We start from the raw sequence: 15,153 nt of genomic DNA on the forward strand, positions 1-15,153 counted from the left end.
CGCGGCAGGCCAGGGGACGGGCCGCGCCGGCCGTTCGATTCCGGTGCCTCGATATCCCGGTGCCTCGATCCCGGCATCGCCCCCCCGGCCCGCGGCAGCGACGCCGCGGGGCCGCTCAGCTTGGCCGCGCGGCCGCGTGAACCGGCCGCGACCGGTCGTCGGCGTCCCCGGCAGGTCCGGCCCGGACAAGAGTTCCGGCCCGGACAAGAGTTCCGGCCCGGACAGGAGTTCCGGCCCGGACGGGAGTTCCGGCCCGGACGGGAGCGCTGGCACGCTCGACGGAGGGCCGACGCGGCCGGACCGCTCCCCCACGCAGCACGCGCCCCGCGCGCCCTCACCTCCTCACGGCCGCGGCCGGGCCGGGTTCCCCACCACGGTGGCGCCGGCCGGGACGTCGCGCGTCACCACGCTGCCCGCCCCGACGATCGCGTCGTCGCCGATCGTGACCCCGGGGAGGATGATCGCGCCGCTGCCGATCCAGACATTGGCGCCGATCACCACCGGGCGGGCGAATTCCAGCATCTGCCGGCGCTGGGCCGGCTCGCGCGGATGATCGGGGGTCAGGATCTGCACGGCCGTGCCGATCTGCGTCAGGTCGCCGATCGTGACCGACATCACGTCGAGGATGCTGCACCCGAAGTTCAGGAACACGCCGCGGCCCAGGCTGATGTTGTAGCCGTAGTCGCAGTGGAACGGCGGCCGGATGTTGCAGCCCGGGCCGACCCGCGCGAAGGCCTCCTCCAGGAGCGCCTGCCGCTCGGGCTGGCTCCGCGTCTGCGCGGCGTTATACCGGTCCATCCATTCCGAGATGCGCCGGTTGTCGGCGGCCAGTTCCGGGTCGTCGGCGCAGTACAGCTCGCCCGCCAGCATCCTCTGCTTCTGGGTCTTCACGATCTCTGTGTTCATGGTGGGGACCTCCCTCCGGCCGCGTCGGACCCTAGCTATGCGTACAGATGTACATATCAAGGCCGCGCGCGTCACGGCCCGGCTGCCCTGAACCGGATCCGAGGAGGTCCCCTTGCCCGCCGCCCAGCGCCGTTTCGACCCGGATCGCCGGGCGCGCATCATCCGGGCGACCCTCGACGTCGTCGCCGAGCACGGCGTCGCCGGCACGACCCACCGCCGGGTCGCGGCGGCGGCCGACGTGCCGCTGGGCTCCATGACCTACCATTTCGACAGCCTCGACGCGCTTCTGACCGAGGCGTTCACCGGGCTCGCCGACACGGTCTCGGCGCGGTTCGCCGACCGGCTCGCCGCGGCCGCGACCGTCGACGAGGCCTGCGAGGCCGTGGTCGACCTGATCGTGAGCGACCTCTGGGCGAGCCCGCGCACGATGCTGCTGAGCTACGAACTCTACGCCTTCGCGGCCCGGAACCCGCCGCTGCGCCGGGTCATGCAGGACTGGATGGCCAAGAGCCGGGCCGCCCTGGAACGGCACTTCGCGCCGGAGACCGCCAAGGCCCTCGACGCCATGATCGAGGGCCTGACGATCCACCGCTCGGTCGACCCGCAGCCGGCGGATCGGGCGCAGGTGCGGGCGATCGTGGAGCGGCTGGTGCGGTAGGGCCGCACCCGTCCCCGCACCCGCCCCCCACCGGGCCGGGGACGCCGCGTGCCGGCCCCTCAAGCGATCGTGATCGCCGGCCGGACAGGTGCCGAATGCCGCACGGTGCCGGCAAGGAATCAGCAACCGTCGCGCGAGCAGGTTCGCCCCGATGCGTGCCGAGGGCGCGCCCGGGCGCGGTCCGCGCCGGTGGTGGGGAACCCTGGGGCCGATGCAGATTGACGCGACCCGCCCGGCCGCGCCGCCGGATCCCGCTCCGCGCCGGGCCGCGGGCGAGCCTGCACCCTGGGACGGGGGCCCCGGCTTCGGGCAGTGGCGTCTCGATCCGCGGACCCGCCGGGTGACCCGATCGGCGAGTCTCGCGCGGCTGCTCGGGACGCCCGGCGCGTGCGACCTGCCGCTCGCCGAGCACGTCGCGTGCTATCATCCGGACGACCGCGCCGCCCTGGTCGCGCGGCTCGAGGGGATTCTGGAAGGAAGCCGGCCGGCAATCCCCTACCAGGCGCGGGCCCGCATCGTCCGCCCGGACGGGACCGTGCTGGACGCGATCATCCAGGGGCTGCCCGAGTTCGGGCCCGAGGGCGCGCTCGTCGCCCTGCACGGCCTCATTCTCGACGTGACCGACCTCGTCCGGTCGGAGCGGCGGGCGCGCGAGACCGACATGATCCTGCGCGGCACGCTGGACAGCTTGGACCAGGGACTCGTCGTCCTCGACGCCGACCAGCGGGTGCGCGCGTTCAACCGAAGCGCCGCGGACCTGCTCGACCTGCCGGACGACGTCCTGCGGGCGGGCGTCGCCCTCCCGGACATCCGCGCCTACCAGCGGGCCCGCGGCGACTGCGCGGCGGCCGGGTCCGATCCGGGCCTCGGAACGGGCGCGCGCGCCGGGCTGCCGCCGCTGTTCGACTGGCGCCTGCCCGGCGGCCCGATCCTGGAGGTCCGGTGCGCGGCCCTGCCGGACGGCGGCACGGTCCTGACCTTCGGCGACGTGACCCAGAACCGGATCGCCGAGCGGGACCTGGAGGAGAGCGAGCGCCGCTACCGGCTGCTGGCCGAGAACGCCACCGACATCATCATCTGGTCCGACCTGACCGCCCGCCGCCGCTACGTCTCGCCGGCGGTGCGCGCCGTCCTGGGCTACGATCCGCAGGAGCTGATCGGCACCCATCCCCTCGACTTCGTCCATCCCGACGAGGTCGGCGCGTACCGCCGCGTCCTCGACGACCTCACCGGCGGCCGCGCGTCCCGCGCCCTGACCTCCCAGCGCTACCGGCACCGGGACGGGCACTGGGTCTGGGTGGAGATCTCGTTCAGCCTGACCCACGATCGGGCGACCGGCGCCCCGGACGGCTACGTGGCGACCCTGCGCGACGTGAGCGCCCGCAAGGCCGCGGAGGACGCCCTGCGGTTGAGCGAGGCCCGCTACCGCGCCCTGGCCGACGCGCTGCCGCAGCTCGTCTGGATCGCCAGCACGGAGACCGGCGACGCCTCCTACGTCAACCGGCGCTTCGAGGATTACTACGGCCCGATCGGCCCGACGCGCGCCGCCCGGATCGCCCGGACGCATCCCGACGACACGGAGCGGATGGAGCGGCTGTGGTCGGAGGCGCCCGCCCGCCGCGCGCCCTACGAGGTCGAGGGCCGCCTGCAGCGGCACGACGGCGCCTACCGCTGGCACAAGATCGTGCTCCTGCCGATCTGGCAGGGCGAGAGCATGGTGGGCATGCTCGGCACCGCCCTCGACATCGACGAGATCGTCACCGCCCGGCGCGCCGTGGAGGATGCCAGCAGCCTGCTGCACCTCGCCCAGCAGGCCGCCCATGCCGGGACGTGGCACCTCGACCTCGACAGCGGCCGGATCGAGTGGTCCCCCGAGAGCGCGCGGCTCCACGGCATCGAGACCGACCGGAACCACGCCCTCGACACCCGGGACTGGCTCGCCCTGATCGACCGCGCCGACGGCGAGCGGGCGCTGCGGATCGCGGCCGCGGCCGCGGCCGCCGGGCAGACCTTCTCGATCGAGTTCCGGGTCCCCACCGCGGACGGCGGGGTGCGCTGGATCAACGGCGTCGGGCGCGGCGCGCCCGGGCAGGCGCGGCGGATGATCGGCCTCAACATCGACGTCACCGCCCGCAAGGCCGCCGAGGCGGCGCTCCTCGCCGCCAAGGCGGCGGCCGACGCCGCGCGCCTGGAGGCGGAGCGGGCGAGCGCGGCCAAGAGCGAGTTCCTCGCCGCCATGAGCCACGAGATCCGCACGCCGCTCAACGGGGTGATCGGCTACGCCGACCTGCTCCTCGACGGGACGGATCTCGGACCGTCGGCGCGCCGGAACGCCGACCGCATCCGCACCGCCGGGGCCGCGCTCCTGACCGTGGTCAACGACGTCCTCGACTTCTCGAAGGTCGAGGCCGGGCAGATCGAGATCGTGCCCCGGCCCTTCGCCCTGGAGGCGCTGATCGACAACGCGGTGTCGATCGTGCGCCCCTCCGCGGAGCGCAAGGGGCTCGCCCTCACGCTCGCCCAAGGCCCGGGCCTGCCCGACTGGGTCGAGGGCGACGAGGACCGCCTCCGGCAGATCCTGCTCAACCTGCTCAACAACGCCGTGAAGTTCACCGCGTCGGGCGGCATCGACCTGTCGGTCCGGGTCAGCCCGGACGCGATCGGCGGGACGCGGCTGCGCTTCGCGGTCCGCGACACCGGCATCGGGATCCCGACCGACAAGTGCGACCGCCTGTTCCGGCGCTTCTCGCAGGTCGACGGCTCGATCAGCCGCGAGTACGGCGGCACCGGGCTGGGGCTCGCCATCTCGAAATCCCTCGTCACGCTGATGGGCGGGACGATCGGCGTCGCGAGCACGGTCGGGCACGGCTCGACCTTCTGGTTCGAGGCCGACCTGCCCGCGGCGGTCCCGCCGGCCCGCGCGACCGCGCCGGCCTCGGCGATCGCCCGCGCGACCGGCCGCCGCCTGCTCCTGGCCGAGGACGTGCCGCTCAACCAGGACCTCGCCCGGATGATCCTGGAGCGCGCCGGGCACGCGGTGGACGTGGTGGCCGACGGGGTCGCCGCGGTGGCGGCCGTCCAGGCGCGATCCTACGACCTCGTCCTGATGGACGTGCAGATGCCCGTGATGGACGGCATCGCGGCGACCCGGCGGATCCGCGCCCTGGGCGGCGCCGCCGGCCGCCTGCCGATCCTCGCGATGACGGCGAACGTCCTGCCGCAGCAGGTGGCCGAGCTGCGCGCCGCCGGGCTCGACGACCATATCGGCAAGCCGTTCCGCGCGGACGCGCTGCTCGCCGCGATCGACCGGTGGGCGGCCCCTCGCGCCGAGCCGCCGCGCCGCGCGGGGACGATCGACCGGGCCACCCTGGACGAGATGACTGCGATGGTCGGCCAGGCGCGCATGGGCGACCTCCTGGCGATGCTGGCGAAGGAGCTCGCCGAGCGGTTCGGGCCGGCGGCGACCGACGGCGACCGGACGCGGCTGATGGGGGACGCGCACGCCATGGTGTCGGCGGCCAGCATGATCGGCTTCCTGGATCTGGCCGCGACCTGCCGGGCCTTCGAGACGGCCTGCCGCGCGGGCGAGGACGTCACCGCGCTGCTGGCCGCGCTCCGGGCCCAGGCGGCCGCCACGATCGACGAGATCGCCGCGCTGCGCGCGGCCTGAGCGGGGGCGCCGGAGCCAGCCCGCGGGTTTTGCACGCCCAAATTCTCGTCTCCCAGCCACGCGGCGGCGAGGAACGATCTTCCCAGCCGGCGGTCCCGCGCCGGCTGCGCGCCCGCCGGGCCGCGACTCCGGGACGACGATGGCGGGCGCCTCCGGCGAGGGCGGTTCGGAGAACGGCACCGGCTATCGCGCGCGTCCGGGGAGATGGATATTCCGGCGCGCGCGGTCCGCGCAGCGCCGCGGGCGGCTGCCCGCGACCCGCGCACCGCCGCGGGGGCCGCGGCGCGAGGCGGATCCCGGGCGCGACCGGGGCAGGGCACGGGCCCTTGCCTTCGTGGCCGAGCTCGGCCGACCCTGCGCCCGGCCGCCCGAGTCGCCTCCGCGCCGGGCCGGCCGGAATGGGGGACATCTCATGACATCTGCCGGTCCGCACCGCCGCGCCGTCGCGCTGGCCGCCCTGGCCGCCCTGGTTCTCGGCGCGCCGTTCACCGGCACCGCCCGCGCGGCCGACCGGGAGGTCACCTTCGCCCACCAGGACATGGTGGTGCCGTTCCGCGCCCTGATGGCCTCCGGGGCGATCGAGAAGGCGACCGGCTACACGATCCACTGGCGCAAGTTCGGCGGCGGCGGCGACGTGATCCGCGCCATGGCCTCGGGCAGCGTCCAGATCGGCGAGGCGGGGTCGAGCCCGATCGCGGCGGCCGCCTCGCAGGGGCTCGACATCCAGCTGTTCTGGATCCTCGACGAGATCGCCGACGCCGAGCAGCTCGTGGCCCGCGCCGGCAGCGGCGTGACGGGTGTGGCCGACCTGCGCGGCAAGACGATCGCGGTGCCGTTCGTGTCGACCGCGCATTACCAGCTGATCGCCGCCCTGGCGGAGGCCGGGCTGACGCAGGCCGACGTCCGGATCCTCAACATGCGGCCGCCCGAGATCGCCGCCGCCTGGGAGCGGGGCGACATCGACGCGACCTTCATCTGGGACCCGGTGCTCGCCCGGGTGAAGAAGTCCGGCACCGTGGTGGTCTCGGCCGGCGACCTCGCCCGCCGGGGCAAGGCGACCTTCGACGGCCTCGTGGTCGACCGGGCCTGGGCGGCGCGGAACCGGGACTTCCTGGTGACGCTCGTCCGGCTGATCGCCGCCCAGGACGCGGCCTACGCCGCCAGGCCCTGGGGCGCCGACGCGCCGGAGGTGGCGGCGGTGGCCCGGATCAGCGGCTCGGCGCCCGCCGAGGTGCCCGCGAGCCTCGCGGCCTACCGGCTCCCGACCCTGGAGGCGCAGGCCTCCCCGGCCTGGCTCGGCGGCGCCGCCGCCAAGGCCCTGACCGAGACCGCCGCCTTCCTGAAGGCGCAGGGGCGCGTGCAGGCGCTGGCGCCCGACTACGCCCGGTTCGTCACGACGCAGGTCGTGGACGCGGCCCGGAAATAGCCTGTCCCCGGACCGGAGGGCCCATGATCGAGATCCGCAACCTGAGCGTCCGCTACGGGCAGGGCGCCGACGCGGTCGCCGCGCTGTCGGGGATCGACCTGACCATCGGTCCCGGAGAGTTCGTGGTGGCGCTCGGCGCCTCGGGCTGCGGCAAGACCACCCTGCTCTCGGCGATCGCGGGATTCCTGGCGCCCACCGAGGGCCGCATCCTCCTCGACGGCGCGCCGGTCCGGGGTCCGGGAGCCGAGCGGGGCGTGGTGTTCCAGCGCCACGCCCTGATGCCCTGGCTGGACGTCGCCGAGAACGTGGCCTTCGGACCGAAGATGCGGGGCGTGCCCCGGGCGGAGCGGCGGCGGATCGCCCTGGCGACGCTCGACCTCGTCGGCCTGCCCGACTGCGCCGACCGGAAGGTCTACGCGCTCTCGGGCGGGATGCAGCAGCGGGTCGGCCTCGCCCGGGCGCTCGCCGGAGACCCGCGCGCCCTGCTGATGGACGAGCCGCTCGGCGCGCTGGACGCCTTCACCCGCGAGCAGATCCAGGAGCTGATCCTCCGGATCTGGCACCGGACCGGCAAGATGGCCTTCTTCATCACCCACGACGTCGAGGAGGCGGTGTTCCTCGCCACCCGGCTGGTGATCATGAGCCCGCGGCCCGGCCGCATCGTCGAGACGCTGGACCTGCCCTTCTCCCGGGCGTTCGTCGAGGGCCGCGACGCCCGGGCCGTGAAGTCGGACCCCGCCTTCATCGCCGTGCGCGAGCGCGTGCTCGCGCGCATCCGCGGCGGCGCCGGCGCGGCACCGGAGGCCGTCCGATGAGCGGTCTGCCCCGCGCCGCGCCGGACGCGGTCCCGGACGTGATCCCGGACGTGATCCCGGACGTGATCCCGGACGTGATCCCGGACACGGTCCCGGCCCCGGCTCCGGCGGCGGCCCCGCTGGCGCGCACCGGAATCCGCCGCCGCCGCGGGATCCTGGTGCCGACGGTCAGCGCCGCCACGGTGCTGGCAGCCCTCGGCCTCTGGCTGGTCGCCACCCGTGCCGGCTGGGTGAAGCCGCTGTTCCTGCCGCCGCCGGAGGCGGTCCTGGCGGCCTTCGGTCAGGCCTGGCGCGGGGAGATCGACGGAGCCCCGCTCGGGCTCCACATCGGCGACAGCCTCCTGCGCGTCCTCGGCGCCTTCGCGCTCGCCGCCCTGGTGGGCATCCCGGCCGGGCTCGCCATGGGCACGAGCCGGATCGCCCGGGGCATCCTCGACCCGCCGATCGAGTTCTACCGGCCGCTGCCGCCGCTCGCCTACCTGCCCCTGATGATCATCTGGTTCGGGATCGGCGAGCTGTCGAAGGTGCTGCTGATCTTCCTCGCCTGCCTCGCCCCGGTGGCGCTCGCCGCGCGGGCGGGGGTGCGCTCCGCCTCGGTCGACCAGATCAACGCCGCGCGCGCCCTCGGGGCGAGCCGCTGGCAGGTCCTGCGCCACGTGGTCTTCCCGGCGGCGCTGCCGGAGATCCTGATCGGCCTGCGGATCGGCATGGGCGTGGGCTGGACCACCCTGGTGGCCGCCGAGATGGTGGCGGCCCAGGCCGGGCTCGGCCAGCTCGTCCTCAACGCCTCCAATTTCCTGCGCACCGACGTGGTGGTGATGGGCATCCTGCTGATCGGCCTGTTCGCGGGCCTGTTCGAGCTCGGGATGCGGGGCCTGGAGCGCGTGCTGGTGCCCTGGAAGGGCCGACACTAGCGCCGCCGCAGCACCCGCTTGAGCCGGCTGCCCGCGTGCGGATCGACGTAGTGCAGCAGGGCCGTGGCCCGGATCGCGTCGGACGCGCAGGGCTCGTTCGTGTGCAGCGAGCGGTAGCCCCAGAAGAAGTACAGGCTTCCCGGCTTCAGCGACAGGCGGATCACGCGGTCGCTGCCGCGGTCGTAGGCGCGGGTCAGGAGCTTCTGCGCGAGCGGATTGTCGACCAGCGCCTTGTCGACAAGGTTGCGGAGGTAGCTTCGACGCAGTGCGCGGGTGTTCGGGTGGATGATCAGGCGCCCCGGAGAACCGTGGTCCGGCATCGTGACCGGGACGAGGGCCGTGAGCACGTACGAGTCGAAGTGGAAGCGCATCGAGTGCGTCCTGGCGCCATGTCCCGCCAGACAGCGCAGGATCTGGTAGTAGCCGACATCCGGCGCGGGCCGTCCCACGGCGCTCTCGTAGATGCCGCGGCACAGGGCGTTGAAGGTCGGGTCGTCCGGCAGGGCGGCCAGGAACGTGCCGCCGAGATCCTTCGTCCCGGTGAAACCCGCGTACTCACCGCCCTTCGCGGCGACCGCCCGCGCGACGAAAGCCTGCGCGACGCGCAGGTCCTCCGGGCTCACGTAGTCCTCGAGAACCGCGTAGCCCTGTGACGTGATCTGCTGCGCGATCGCCCCCGCCACGGCGCCGGAGGGGACCTTGAACATGTAGCTCATGGGACCGAACCTTGCCGACCCGAGCCAGACGACACCTGAGAGCCGGTCCGAACGCCATCAGGCGCATTATCTGAGCCGATAGAGCCGGATTCGTCAATCATTCATCTGGATAAATAGCTGCACAAGATGGCGCAAGTTGCGCCATTACTGCACAGGCCGCCGGGACGAAGGGGGCCATGGGTTCACGGCGCGGCGGATGGGTCCGCGCGGAGACCCTGCGGATCGGAGGAACGGGCCGGCCCGCGCGCGGCTCTGCATCCACGTCCGCGTCCCGACAAGATGTGGGGCCCACCAGGCAGCGGACGTGGAGGTCGGCAGAACCAACCCGTCCTTGATCGCGTCGGCCCGCTCGCCGGTCGCCCTCATTTGATGCGCTCGCTGCGCTGACGAACCGCGTCCAGCGCCCGCGCGGACGCGCAGGGCGCGCAAGCTCCGGCCCGGACCGGGACGTCCCGGGCCCCTCGGCCAGGACGCTGGGCCTGGACGCTGGGCCTCGCCCCGTCCCTGCCGGCGGAGTCAGGTGTCGGCCAGTGGAGGGACGGCACGTCGCGGCGGCCAGCAGAAAAAAATTCCCTTCGAGTCCGCCGCTCAACTCTGACGGAAGCCTAGGGCAGGCGAACCGGGCACGGCGAGACAACACATATATTTGAATACAAGATCTTTACGGGAATTTGTATTGGGCTATAACGGATTTTGCAGGATCACAATCGTCGCGCAGCGTCGCCTCTGGTTGCGGTGAGATCGGGGAGGTCTCGGATGGACCACGCGGACGACGTCGTATCCGAGGCGGCGCTCGTCGCGGCGCTCGAAGCCTCGGGCGGCGTCGGCTTCTGGATGTGGGACATCCTCCGGGACGAGGCGCGGGCCGATCCGGTGAGCGCCCTGCTGTTCAACATCAGCCCGGCCCGGTCGCGGGTCGGGGTCAGCCTCGCGGAGCTCCTGAAGGCCGTCCATCCGGACGATCAGCCCCACATCTCGCAGGTCATTCTGGACTGCGTCCGGACCGGCGGCTCCTACACGGCGGAGTACCGCGTCTGCTCGCCGGAGGGGCGGCTGCGGTGGCTGTTCACCCGCGGGCACTTCTACCTGGACCAAGACGGGCGACCGACCACCGGACGGGGCGTGATCGTCGAGATCTCGGACAGCAAGGCGGCCGGCGCGGCTTTCGCGGAGCGCGACGGGGACACGATCGACGACGCCCTCAGCCGCACCGCCGACCTCTGCCTGTCGCTGCACAACACGGTCTCGGTGCTCGGCGACACCGCCCTCGTGGCGCTGACCGAGACGCTGCTCCTCGAGATCGGCAAGCGCCTCGCGGAGCGCCAGCGCGCCGAGCGCAGCGGCGGCCTGCACTGAGCGGGGCAGCTGCCGGAGGTCGCGGATCGTCCGCTCGATGCGCGCCGCCCCGGCTTCGTCGACCGGCACCGGCTGTCCGGTCTCGTGCGGCCCGTCCGGGACCGGCGCCCCCCGCGCCTGCGACCTTCCGACCGGAACTTGGCCGTGCGGCACCCGTGTTTGCCGGTTGAATGAGCCCCGCGCTCACAACTGCTGAGAGGTGAACGCCATGACCACGGACGCCCGCGAGATCTACGTCACGGCCCTGAAGAACACCCATGCTGTGGAGATGCAGGCGCTGCAGATCATGGAGCGGCAGGTCGAGCGCCTGGAGCGCTATCCCGAGATGGAGCAGGCCCTGCGCCGCCACATCGAGGAGACGCACGGGCAGCGCCACCGGCTGGAGGAGGCGCTCCAGAGTCTGGGCGACAGCCCCTCGACCCTCAAGGAGGGCTTCCTGGGCTTCGTCGGCAACATGATGGCGCTGGGTCACACGCCGGCCCAGGACGAGATCCTGAAGAACACCTACGCCAACCACGCCTTCGAGAATTTCGAGATCGCCGCCTACGAGTCGCTGCTCACCATCGGCGACGCCGCCGGCCAGCAGGGCCACCGGACGGCGTTCGAGCAGTCCCTCAAGGAGGAGCAGGCCATGGCGGAGGCGGTGCGCAAGCTGATCCGCCCGACCACCGAGCGCTACCTCTCCCTGACGGTATCCGGCGCCAAGGCCGACCGCTGAGGTCCCGCCGTCCCCGCCCCGAGACCGGGCGGGGACGGCCTCCCGTACCACCTTCGCCCGCTACCCGAGCCACGCTGACCCGGTCTGATCGCGCGCCCATGGACATCGGAAGCCGCCCATCGACGGACAGTCCCCGGCCGGAGCCGGAAACCGCCGGCGGGGCCCTGGGGAGGGGGTGCGTCCACCTCTGCGTGGACATGCAGCGCATGTTCGCCGAGCCCACCGACTGGCAGACCCCGTGGATGAACCGCGTCCTGCCCCATGTCTGCCGCCTCGCGGCGGCGCATCCGGAGCGGACCGTCTTCACCCGCTTCATCCCGGCCGCCCGGCCGGGCGAGGGCCGCGGGACCTGGGCGACCTACTCGCGGCGCTGGGCCGGCATGACCCGGGAGCGCCTCGACCCGGGCCTGATCGACCTCGTCCCGGACCTCGCCCGACTGGCTCCGCCCGCCGAGATCGTCGACAAGACCGTCTACTCGCCCTGGCTCGAGACGGGTCTCGACGCGCGCCTGCGCGCGCGGGGGGTCGACACGCTGATCGTCACAGGCGCCGAGACCGACGTCTGCGTGCTGGCCGCCGTGCTCGGCGGGGTCGATCTCGGCTACCGGATCGTGCTGGCCACCGACGGCCTGTGCAGTTCCTGCGACGAGGCGCACGACGCCCTCCTGCTGATGTACCGGATGCGGTACGGCCACCAGGTCGAGACGATGACGACCGCCGAGATCCTCGACCGCTGGCACTGAGCCGGCCGCGCGCCCTCCCGCCGTGCCCGAGCATCCGATCTGTAATGGCCAAGCTCAAGGCGAGTTCTCGGCCCGGCTCCGCCGGCCACCCCGGCTCACGAACACTCGATCCGTGCGGCCGCGCACGCGAAAAACAGTCGCAGCGCATGAACCGGTGGCCAGTGAGACCGTTATGTTCCCGAACAGGGTTCCGGAGGAAAGGTTATGGCCAAGCACGAGATCCTCGGCTACTTCGAGCACCGCCGCGACGGGGCCTGGGTCTGCGTCCGTCCCTTCACCCTGACCACGCGGGACGCGAGCGTCGACATCCGCCAGGGCATGCGCTTCGACTACGGCAAGCGCGTCGGGGGCGTCGATCTGGCCGAGTACCTCGAGCGCCTGGGTTCGCAGTTCGGCTCCTGAGGCGCGGCCACGCGCGAGCCGCAGATCGCAGACCCTTCGACGCGGCGCCGGGCGTGACCCCTGCGCCGCGCTTCGTCGTTCCGGGCGCCGCTCAGGCGCCGCCCCACTGCATCGTCAGGCCGCCATCGACCACCAGGGTGTGGCCGGTGACGTAGGCGGCGTCCTCCGAGGCGAGGTAGAGGATCGCCCGGGCGATCTCCTCGGGCTGGCCGGCCCGGTGCCACGGGATCCGCTCCAGGGACTCGTCGAGAACCTCCGGCTTCTCGAACCGGTCGGCGGTCATCGGCGTCTCGATCAGGCCCGGGGCGACGTTGTTGACGTTGATCCGGTCCTCCGCGAGTTCGCGCGACAGGGACCGGCAGAGGGAGCCGAGCCCGGCCTTCGACATGCCGTAGGGGGCGCTCTCCGGCGTGGGCAGGTGCTGGGCCACGGAGGAGACGAATACGATCTTCCCGTTGCCGCCCTGGGCCCGGCGCATCCGGATGAAGGGGCGGGCGCAGAACAGCGGCCCCATGAGGTTCACCCGCAGGATCCGCTCCAGCACCGCGTCGTCCATCTCGGCGACCGGCATCCCGCTCATGGCCTGCCCAGCATTGGCCACGAGGATGTCGAGGGTGCCGAACTCGCTGCCGATGCGGTCGAAGGCCGCCGTGACCGCCGCCGGGTCGCCGACGTCGAGCTGGAGCACCAGCGCCCGCCGGCCCGCGGCCTCGACCCGCGCGGCGGTCTCGCGGATGCCCTCCGCGTCGCTGTGATAGGTGATGGCCACGTCGGCGCCCGCGCGGGCGAGCAGTTCCGCGGTCGCCTGCCCGATGCCGGAATCGGCCCCGGTGACCAGGGCGCGGGTGTCGGTGAAGCGCATCGCGGATCTCTCGCTGACGCCGCCGTCGCGGCGGGGTGCCTGGGCAATGGGCGCCGGCCGGGCCGGTTCCGGGCGCGCGCAGCCGCCGCAGGGGAACCCGATCCGGGTTCGCGTCTTTGACGCCCCGCCGCCGCATGGCCTAGTGAGGTCGCATGTCCCTCGAAGATACGACCCGCTCGCTCGCGGAGGAGTGCGCGCCCGACACGCGGAGCCGCATCCTCGCGACGGCGGGCACGTATTTCCGCGAGATCGGCTACCAGAAGACGACCGTGGCCGACATCGCCCGGACGCTGAAGATGAGCCCGGCCAACGTCTACCGCTTCTTCGAGTCGAAGAAGGCGATCAACGAGGCGGTGCTGGAGCGGCTGATCGGCGAGAGCGAGGCGGTGATCCTCGGCATCGCCGACCGGCCGGGCCTCGACGCCACCGCGCGCCTCGCGGCGGCGATCGAGGCCCTGCATCGCGACTCCACCCGGCGCTGCGAGACGTTTCCCCGCCTGCACGAGATGATCGAGGCGGCGATGGCGGAGAGCTGGGACGTCTGCCGCCACCACGTCGCCCGGATCACCGCCGGGTTCGAGCGGATCATCCGCGACGGGGTGGCGCGGGGCGAGTTCGAGGCGGCCGATCCCGCCGAGGCGGCCGCCTGCGTCCACGTCGCCATCGCCCGCTACACCCACCCGCTGCTGGTGGGCTGCTCCACCCTCCAGCCGGTGCCGCCCATGGCGGCGATGACGGCGTTCCTGCTGCGGAGCCTCGCGCCGCGCGGGTCGCTCCCGTAGCGCGCCGCCTACTCGGAGGCCGGCCCCGCCTCCGGCGCCGGCTCGGAGGCGCTGGGCTGCGGCCCGTCATAGCCCTCGATCACCAGGATCTCGGCCTCGACGCCGCCGCGCTGCTTGGCCTTGGCGGCCTGGTAGAGGTCGGAGTTCCAGCAGGCGAGGGCGTCGGCGTAGCTCGGGAACTCGATCACCACGTTGCGGGACCGGGCCGGGCCCATCACCGCCTCGTGGGCGCCGCCGCGCACGAGGAACCGGCCGCCGAACTTGGCGAAGGCCGCGCCGTTGGCCGCCACGTAGTCCTTGTAGGCCTCCCCGTCGCGGACATCGACCCGCGCGATCCAGTAGCCCTTGGTCATGCTGCGTCTCCTGCCCTGCGGAGCGAAGTGGGACCGCTCCGCCCGAAGGCAATCCCGCTCGGATCAGGCGAGGTCCGCCACGATCGCCCGCGCCACCGCGCGGGGGTCGGCGGCGCCGGTGATCGGGCGGCCGACCACCACGTGGTCGATCCCGGCCCGGCGGGCGTCGCCCGGCGTCATGACCCGCTTCTGGTCGCCGGCCGCGGCGCCCGCCGGGCGGATGCCCGGGGTGACGATCAGCCGGTCCGGACCGACGACGCGCCGGACCGCGCCCGCCTCGGCGGCCGAGCAGACGAGGCCGTCGATGCCGATCTCGGCCGCCTGCGCGGCGCGCTTGGCGACGAGCTCCGCCACCGGCAGGCCGTAGCCGGCCTCCGCGGCGTCGGCGTCGTCGTAGGAGGTGAGCACCGTCACGGCGAGGATCCTGAGTCCCGCGCCCCGGCCGCGGACCGCCGCCCGCATGGTCTGCGGGTAGGCGTGGACGGTGAGGAAGGTGGCGCCGGAGCCCGAGGCCGAGCGCACGCCCTCCTCGACGGTGTTGCCGATGTCGTGGAGCTTCAGGTCGAGGAAGACCTTGAGCCCGCGGGCCGCCAGCCGCTCGGCCAGGGCGAGGCCGCCCGCGTAGCCGAGCTGGTAGCCGATCTTGTAGAAGGTCGCGGCGTCGCCGATCCGGTCGATCAGCGCCTCGGCGGCCTGCACGCTCGGCAGGTCGAGGGCCACGATCAGGCGGTCGCGGGGGTCGGCAATCTCGGTCATCGGCGCGTCCTTCGGGGGTCGCGGCACGGATCACGCGCCGGCGATGCCTGTCAATGCGGGCGGGTCCGGGCGACGC

At 73.4% G+C, this 15,153-nt stretch carries 15 protein-coding genes; 10 read left to right on the forward strand and 5 right to left on the reverse strand.

The features are described from left to right. Positions 1–342: 342 nt before the first annotated feature. Positions 343–906: a sugar O-acetyltransferase gene (locus tag ACLBX8_RS13185; protein WP_447699538.1), complete on the reverse strand. Its 564-nt coding sequence runs from the start codon at positions 904–906 to the stop codon at positions 343–345. A 112-nt stretch (positions 907–1,018) separates the two neighbouring features. On the opposite strand from ACLBX8_RS13185, the gene ACLBX8_RS13190 reads away from it, so the two are divergent. The 5 genes from ACLBX8_RS13190 to ACLBX8_RS13210 all read left to right on the forward strand — a co-directional run bounded on the left by ACLBX8_RS13190 (position 1,019) and on the right by ACLBX8_RS13210 (position 8,389). Then, entirely contained in the window at positions 1,019–1,564 is a 546-nt protein-coding gene (locus ACLBX8_RS13190) for a TetR/AcrR family transcriptional regulator (protein ID WP_020093203.1), read from the forward strand. Between the two features lie 211 nt (positions 1,565–1,775). Beyond that, a complete protein-coding gene (locus ACLBX8_RS13195; protein WP_447699539.1) occupies positions 1,776–5,234 on the forward strand; it encodes a PAS domain S-box protein in 3,459 nt (1,152 codons plus the stop codon). A 412-nt stretch (positions 5,235–5,646) separates the two neighbouring features. Then, the gene (tauA, locus tag ACLBX8_RS13200; RefSeq protein ID WP_447699540.1) at positions 5,647–6,660 is read left to right on the forward strand and encodes a taurine ABC transporter substrate-binding protein; all 1,014 of its coding nucleotides are present in this window, start codon (positions 5,647–5,649) and stop codon (positions 6,658–6,660) included. Positions 6,661–6,683: 23 nt separating this feature from the next. Next, entirely contained in the window at positions 6,684–7,475 is a 792-nt protein-coding gene (locus ACLBX8_RS13205) for a taurine ABC transporter ATP-binding protein (RefSeq protein ID WP_447699541.1), read from the forward strand. Continuing rightward, on the forward strand, positions 7,472–8,389 hold the full coding sequence (locus ACLBX8_RS13210) for an ABC transporter permease subunit (protein WP_447699542.1): 918 nt from the start codon (positions 7,472–7,474) through the stop codon (positions 8,387–8,389). Before ACLBX8_RS13205 ends, ACLBX8_RS13210 begins: the two co-directional genes overlap by 4 nt. Here ACLBX8_RS13210 and ACLBX8_RS13215 read toward each other — a convergent pair. Next, positions 8,386–9,105, reverse strand: a complete 720-nt coding sequence (locus ACLBX8_RS13215) for a hypothetical protein (protein ID WP_447699543.1) — start codon at positions 9,103–9,105, stop codon at positions 8,386–8,388. The two genes, ACLBX8_RS13210 and ACLBX8_RS13215, sit on opposite strands and share 4 nt — an antisense overlap. Before the next feature lie 756 nt (positions 9,106–9,861). Between ACLBX8_RS13215 and ACLBX8_RS13220 the strand changes: the two genes are divergently transcribed. From ACLBX8_RS13220 to ACLBX8_RS13235, 4 genes are all read left to right on the forward strand, one after another. Further along, on the forward strand, positions 9,862–10,461 hold the full coding sequence (locus ACLBX8_RS13220) for a PAS domain-containing protein (protein WP_100252078.1): 600 nt from the start codon (positions 9,862–9,864) through the stop codon (positions 10,459–10,461). Between the two features lie 208 nt (positions 10,462–10,669). Continuing rightward, entirely contained in the window at positions 10,670–11,179 is a 510-nt protein-coding gene (locus ACLBX8_RS13225; protein ID WP_056523329.1) for a ferritin-like domain-containing protein, read from the forward strand. A gap of 98 nt (positions 11,180–11,277) precedes the next feature. Beyond that, entirely contained in the window at positions 11,278–11,922 is a 645-nt protein-coding gene (locus ACLBX8_RS13230) for a cysteine hydrolase family protein (RefSeq protein ID WP_082557760.1), read from the forward strand. A gap of 204 nt (positions 11,923–12,126) precedes the next feature. After that, positions 12,127–12,324 carry a hypothetical protein gene (locus ACLBX8_RS13235; RefSeq protein ID WP_012318739.1) on the forward strand — a complete coding sequence of 66 codons (198 nt, stop codon included), beginning with the start codon at positions 12,127–12,129 and terminating at the stop codon, positions 12,322–12,324. Positions 12,325–12,415: 91 nt separating this feature from the next. Here ACLBX8_RS13235 and ACLBX8_RS13240 read toward each other — a convergent pair whose 3' ends face one another. Continuing rightward, entirely contained in the window at positions 12,416–13,186 is a 771-nt protein-coding gene (locus ACLBX8_RS13240; RefSeq protein ID WP_132367614.1) for a glucose 1-dehydrogenase, read from the reverse strand. A 152-nt stretch (positions 13,187–13,338) separates the two neighbouring features. Between ACLBX8_RS13240 and ACLBX8_RS13245 the strand changes: the two genes are divergently transcribed. After that, the gene (locus ACLBX8_RS13245; RefSeq protein ID WP_020093213.1) at positions 13,339–13,968 is read left to right on the forward strand and encodes a TetR/AcrR family transcriptional regulator; all 630 of its coding nucleotides are present in this window, start codon (positions 13,339–13,341) and stop codon (positions 13,966–13,968) included. A gap of 8 nt (positions 13,969–13,976) precedes the next feature. Here the strand turns inward: ACLBX8_RS13245 and ACLBX8_RS13250 are convergent, their stop codons facing one another. Next, complete coding sequence (locus tag ACLBX8_RS13250; protein WP_447699545.1) at positions 13,977–14,321, reverse strand: DUF1330 domain-containing protein; 345 nt, start codon at positions 14,319–14,321, stop codon at positions 13,977–13,979. A 63-nt stretch (positions 14,322–14,384) separates the two neighbouring features. Then, positions 14,385–15,077, reverse strand: coding sequence for an orotidine-5'-phosphate decarboxylase (gene pyrF, locus ACLBX8_RS13255; RefSeq protein ID WP_056523322.1), 693 nt, complete (start codon positions 15,075–15,077; stop codon positions 14,385–14,387). Between the last annotated feature and the right edge of the window lie 76 nt (positions 15,078–15,153).

It is taken from the genome of Methylobacterium sp. D48H, from assembly GCF_053345715.1.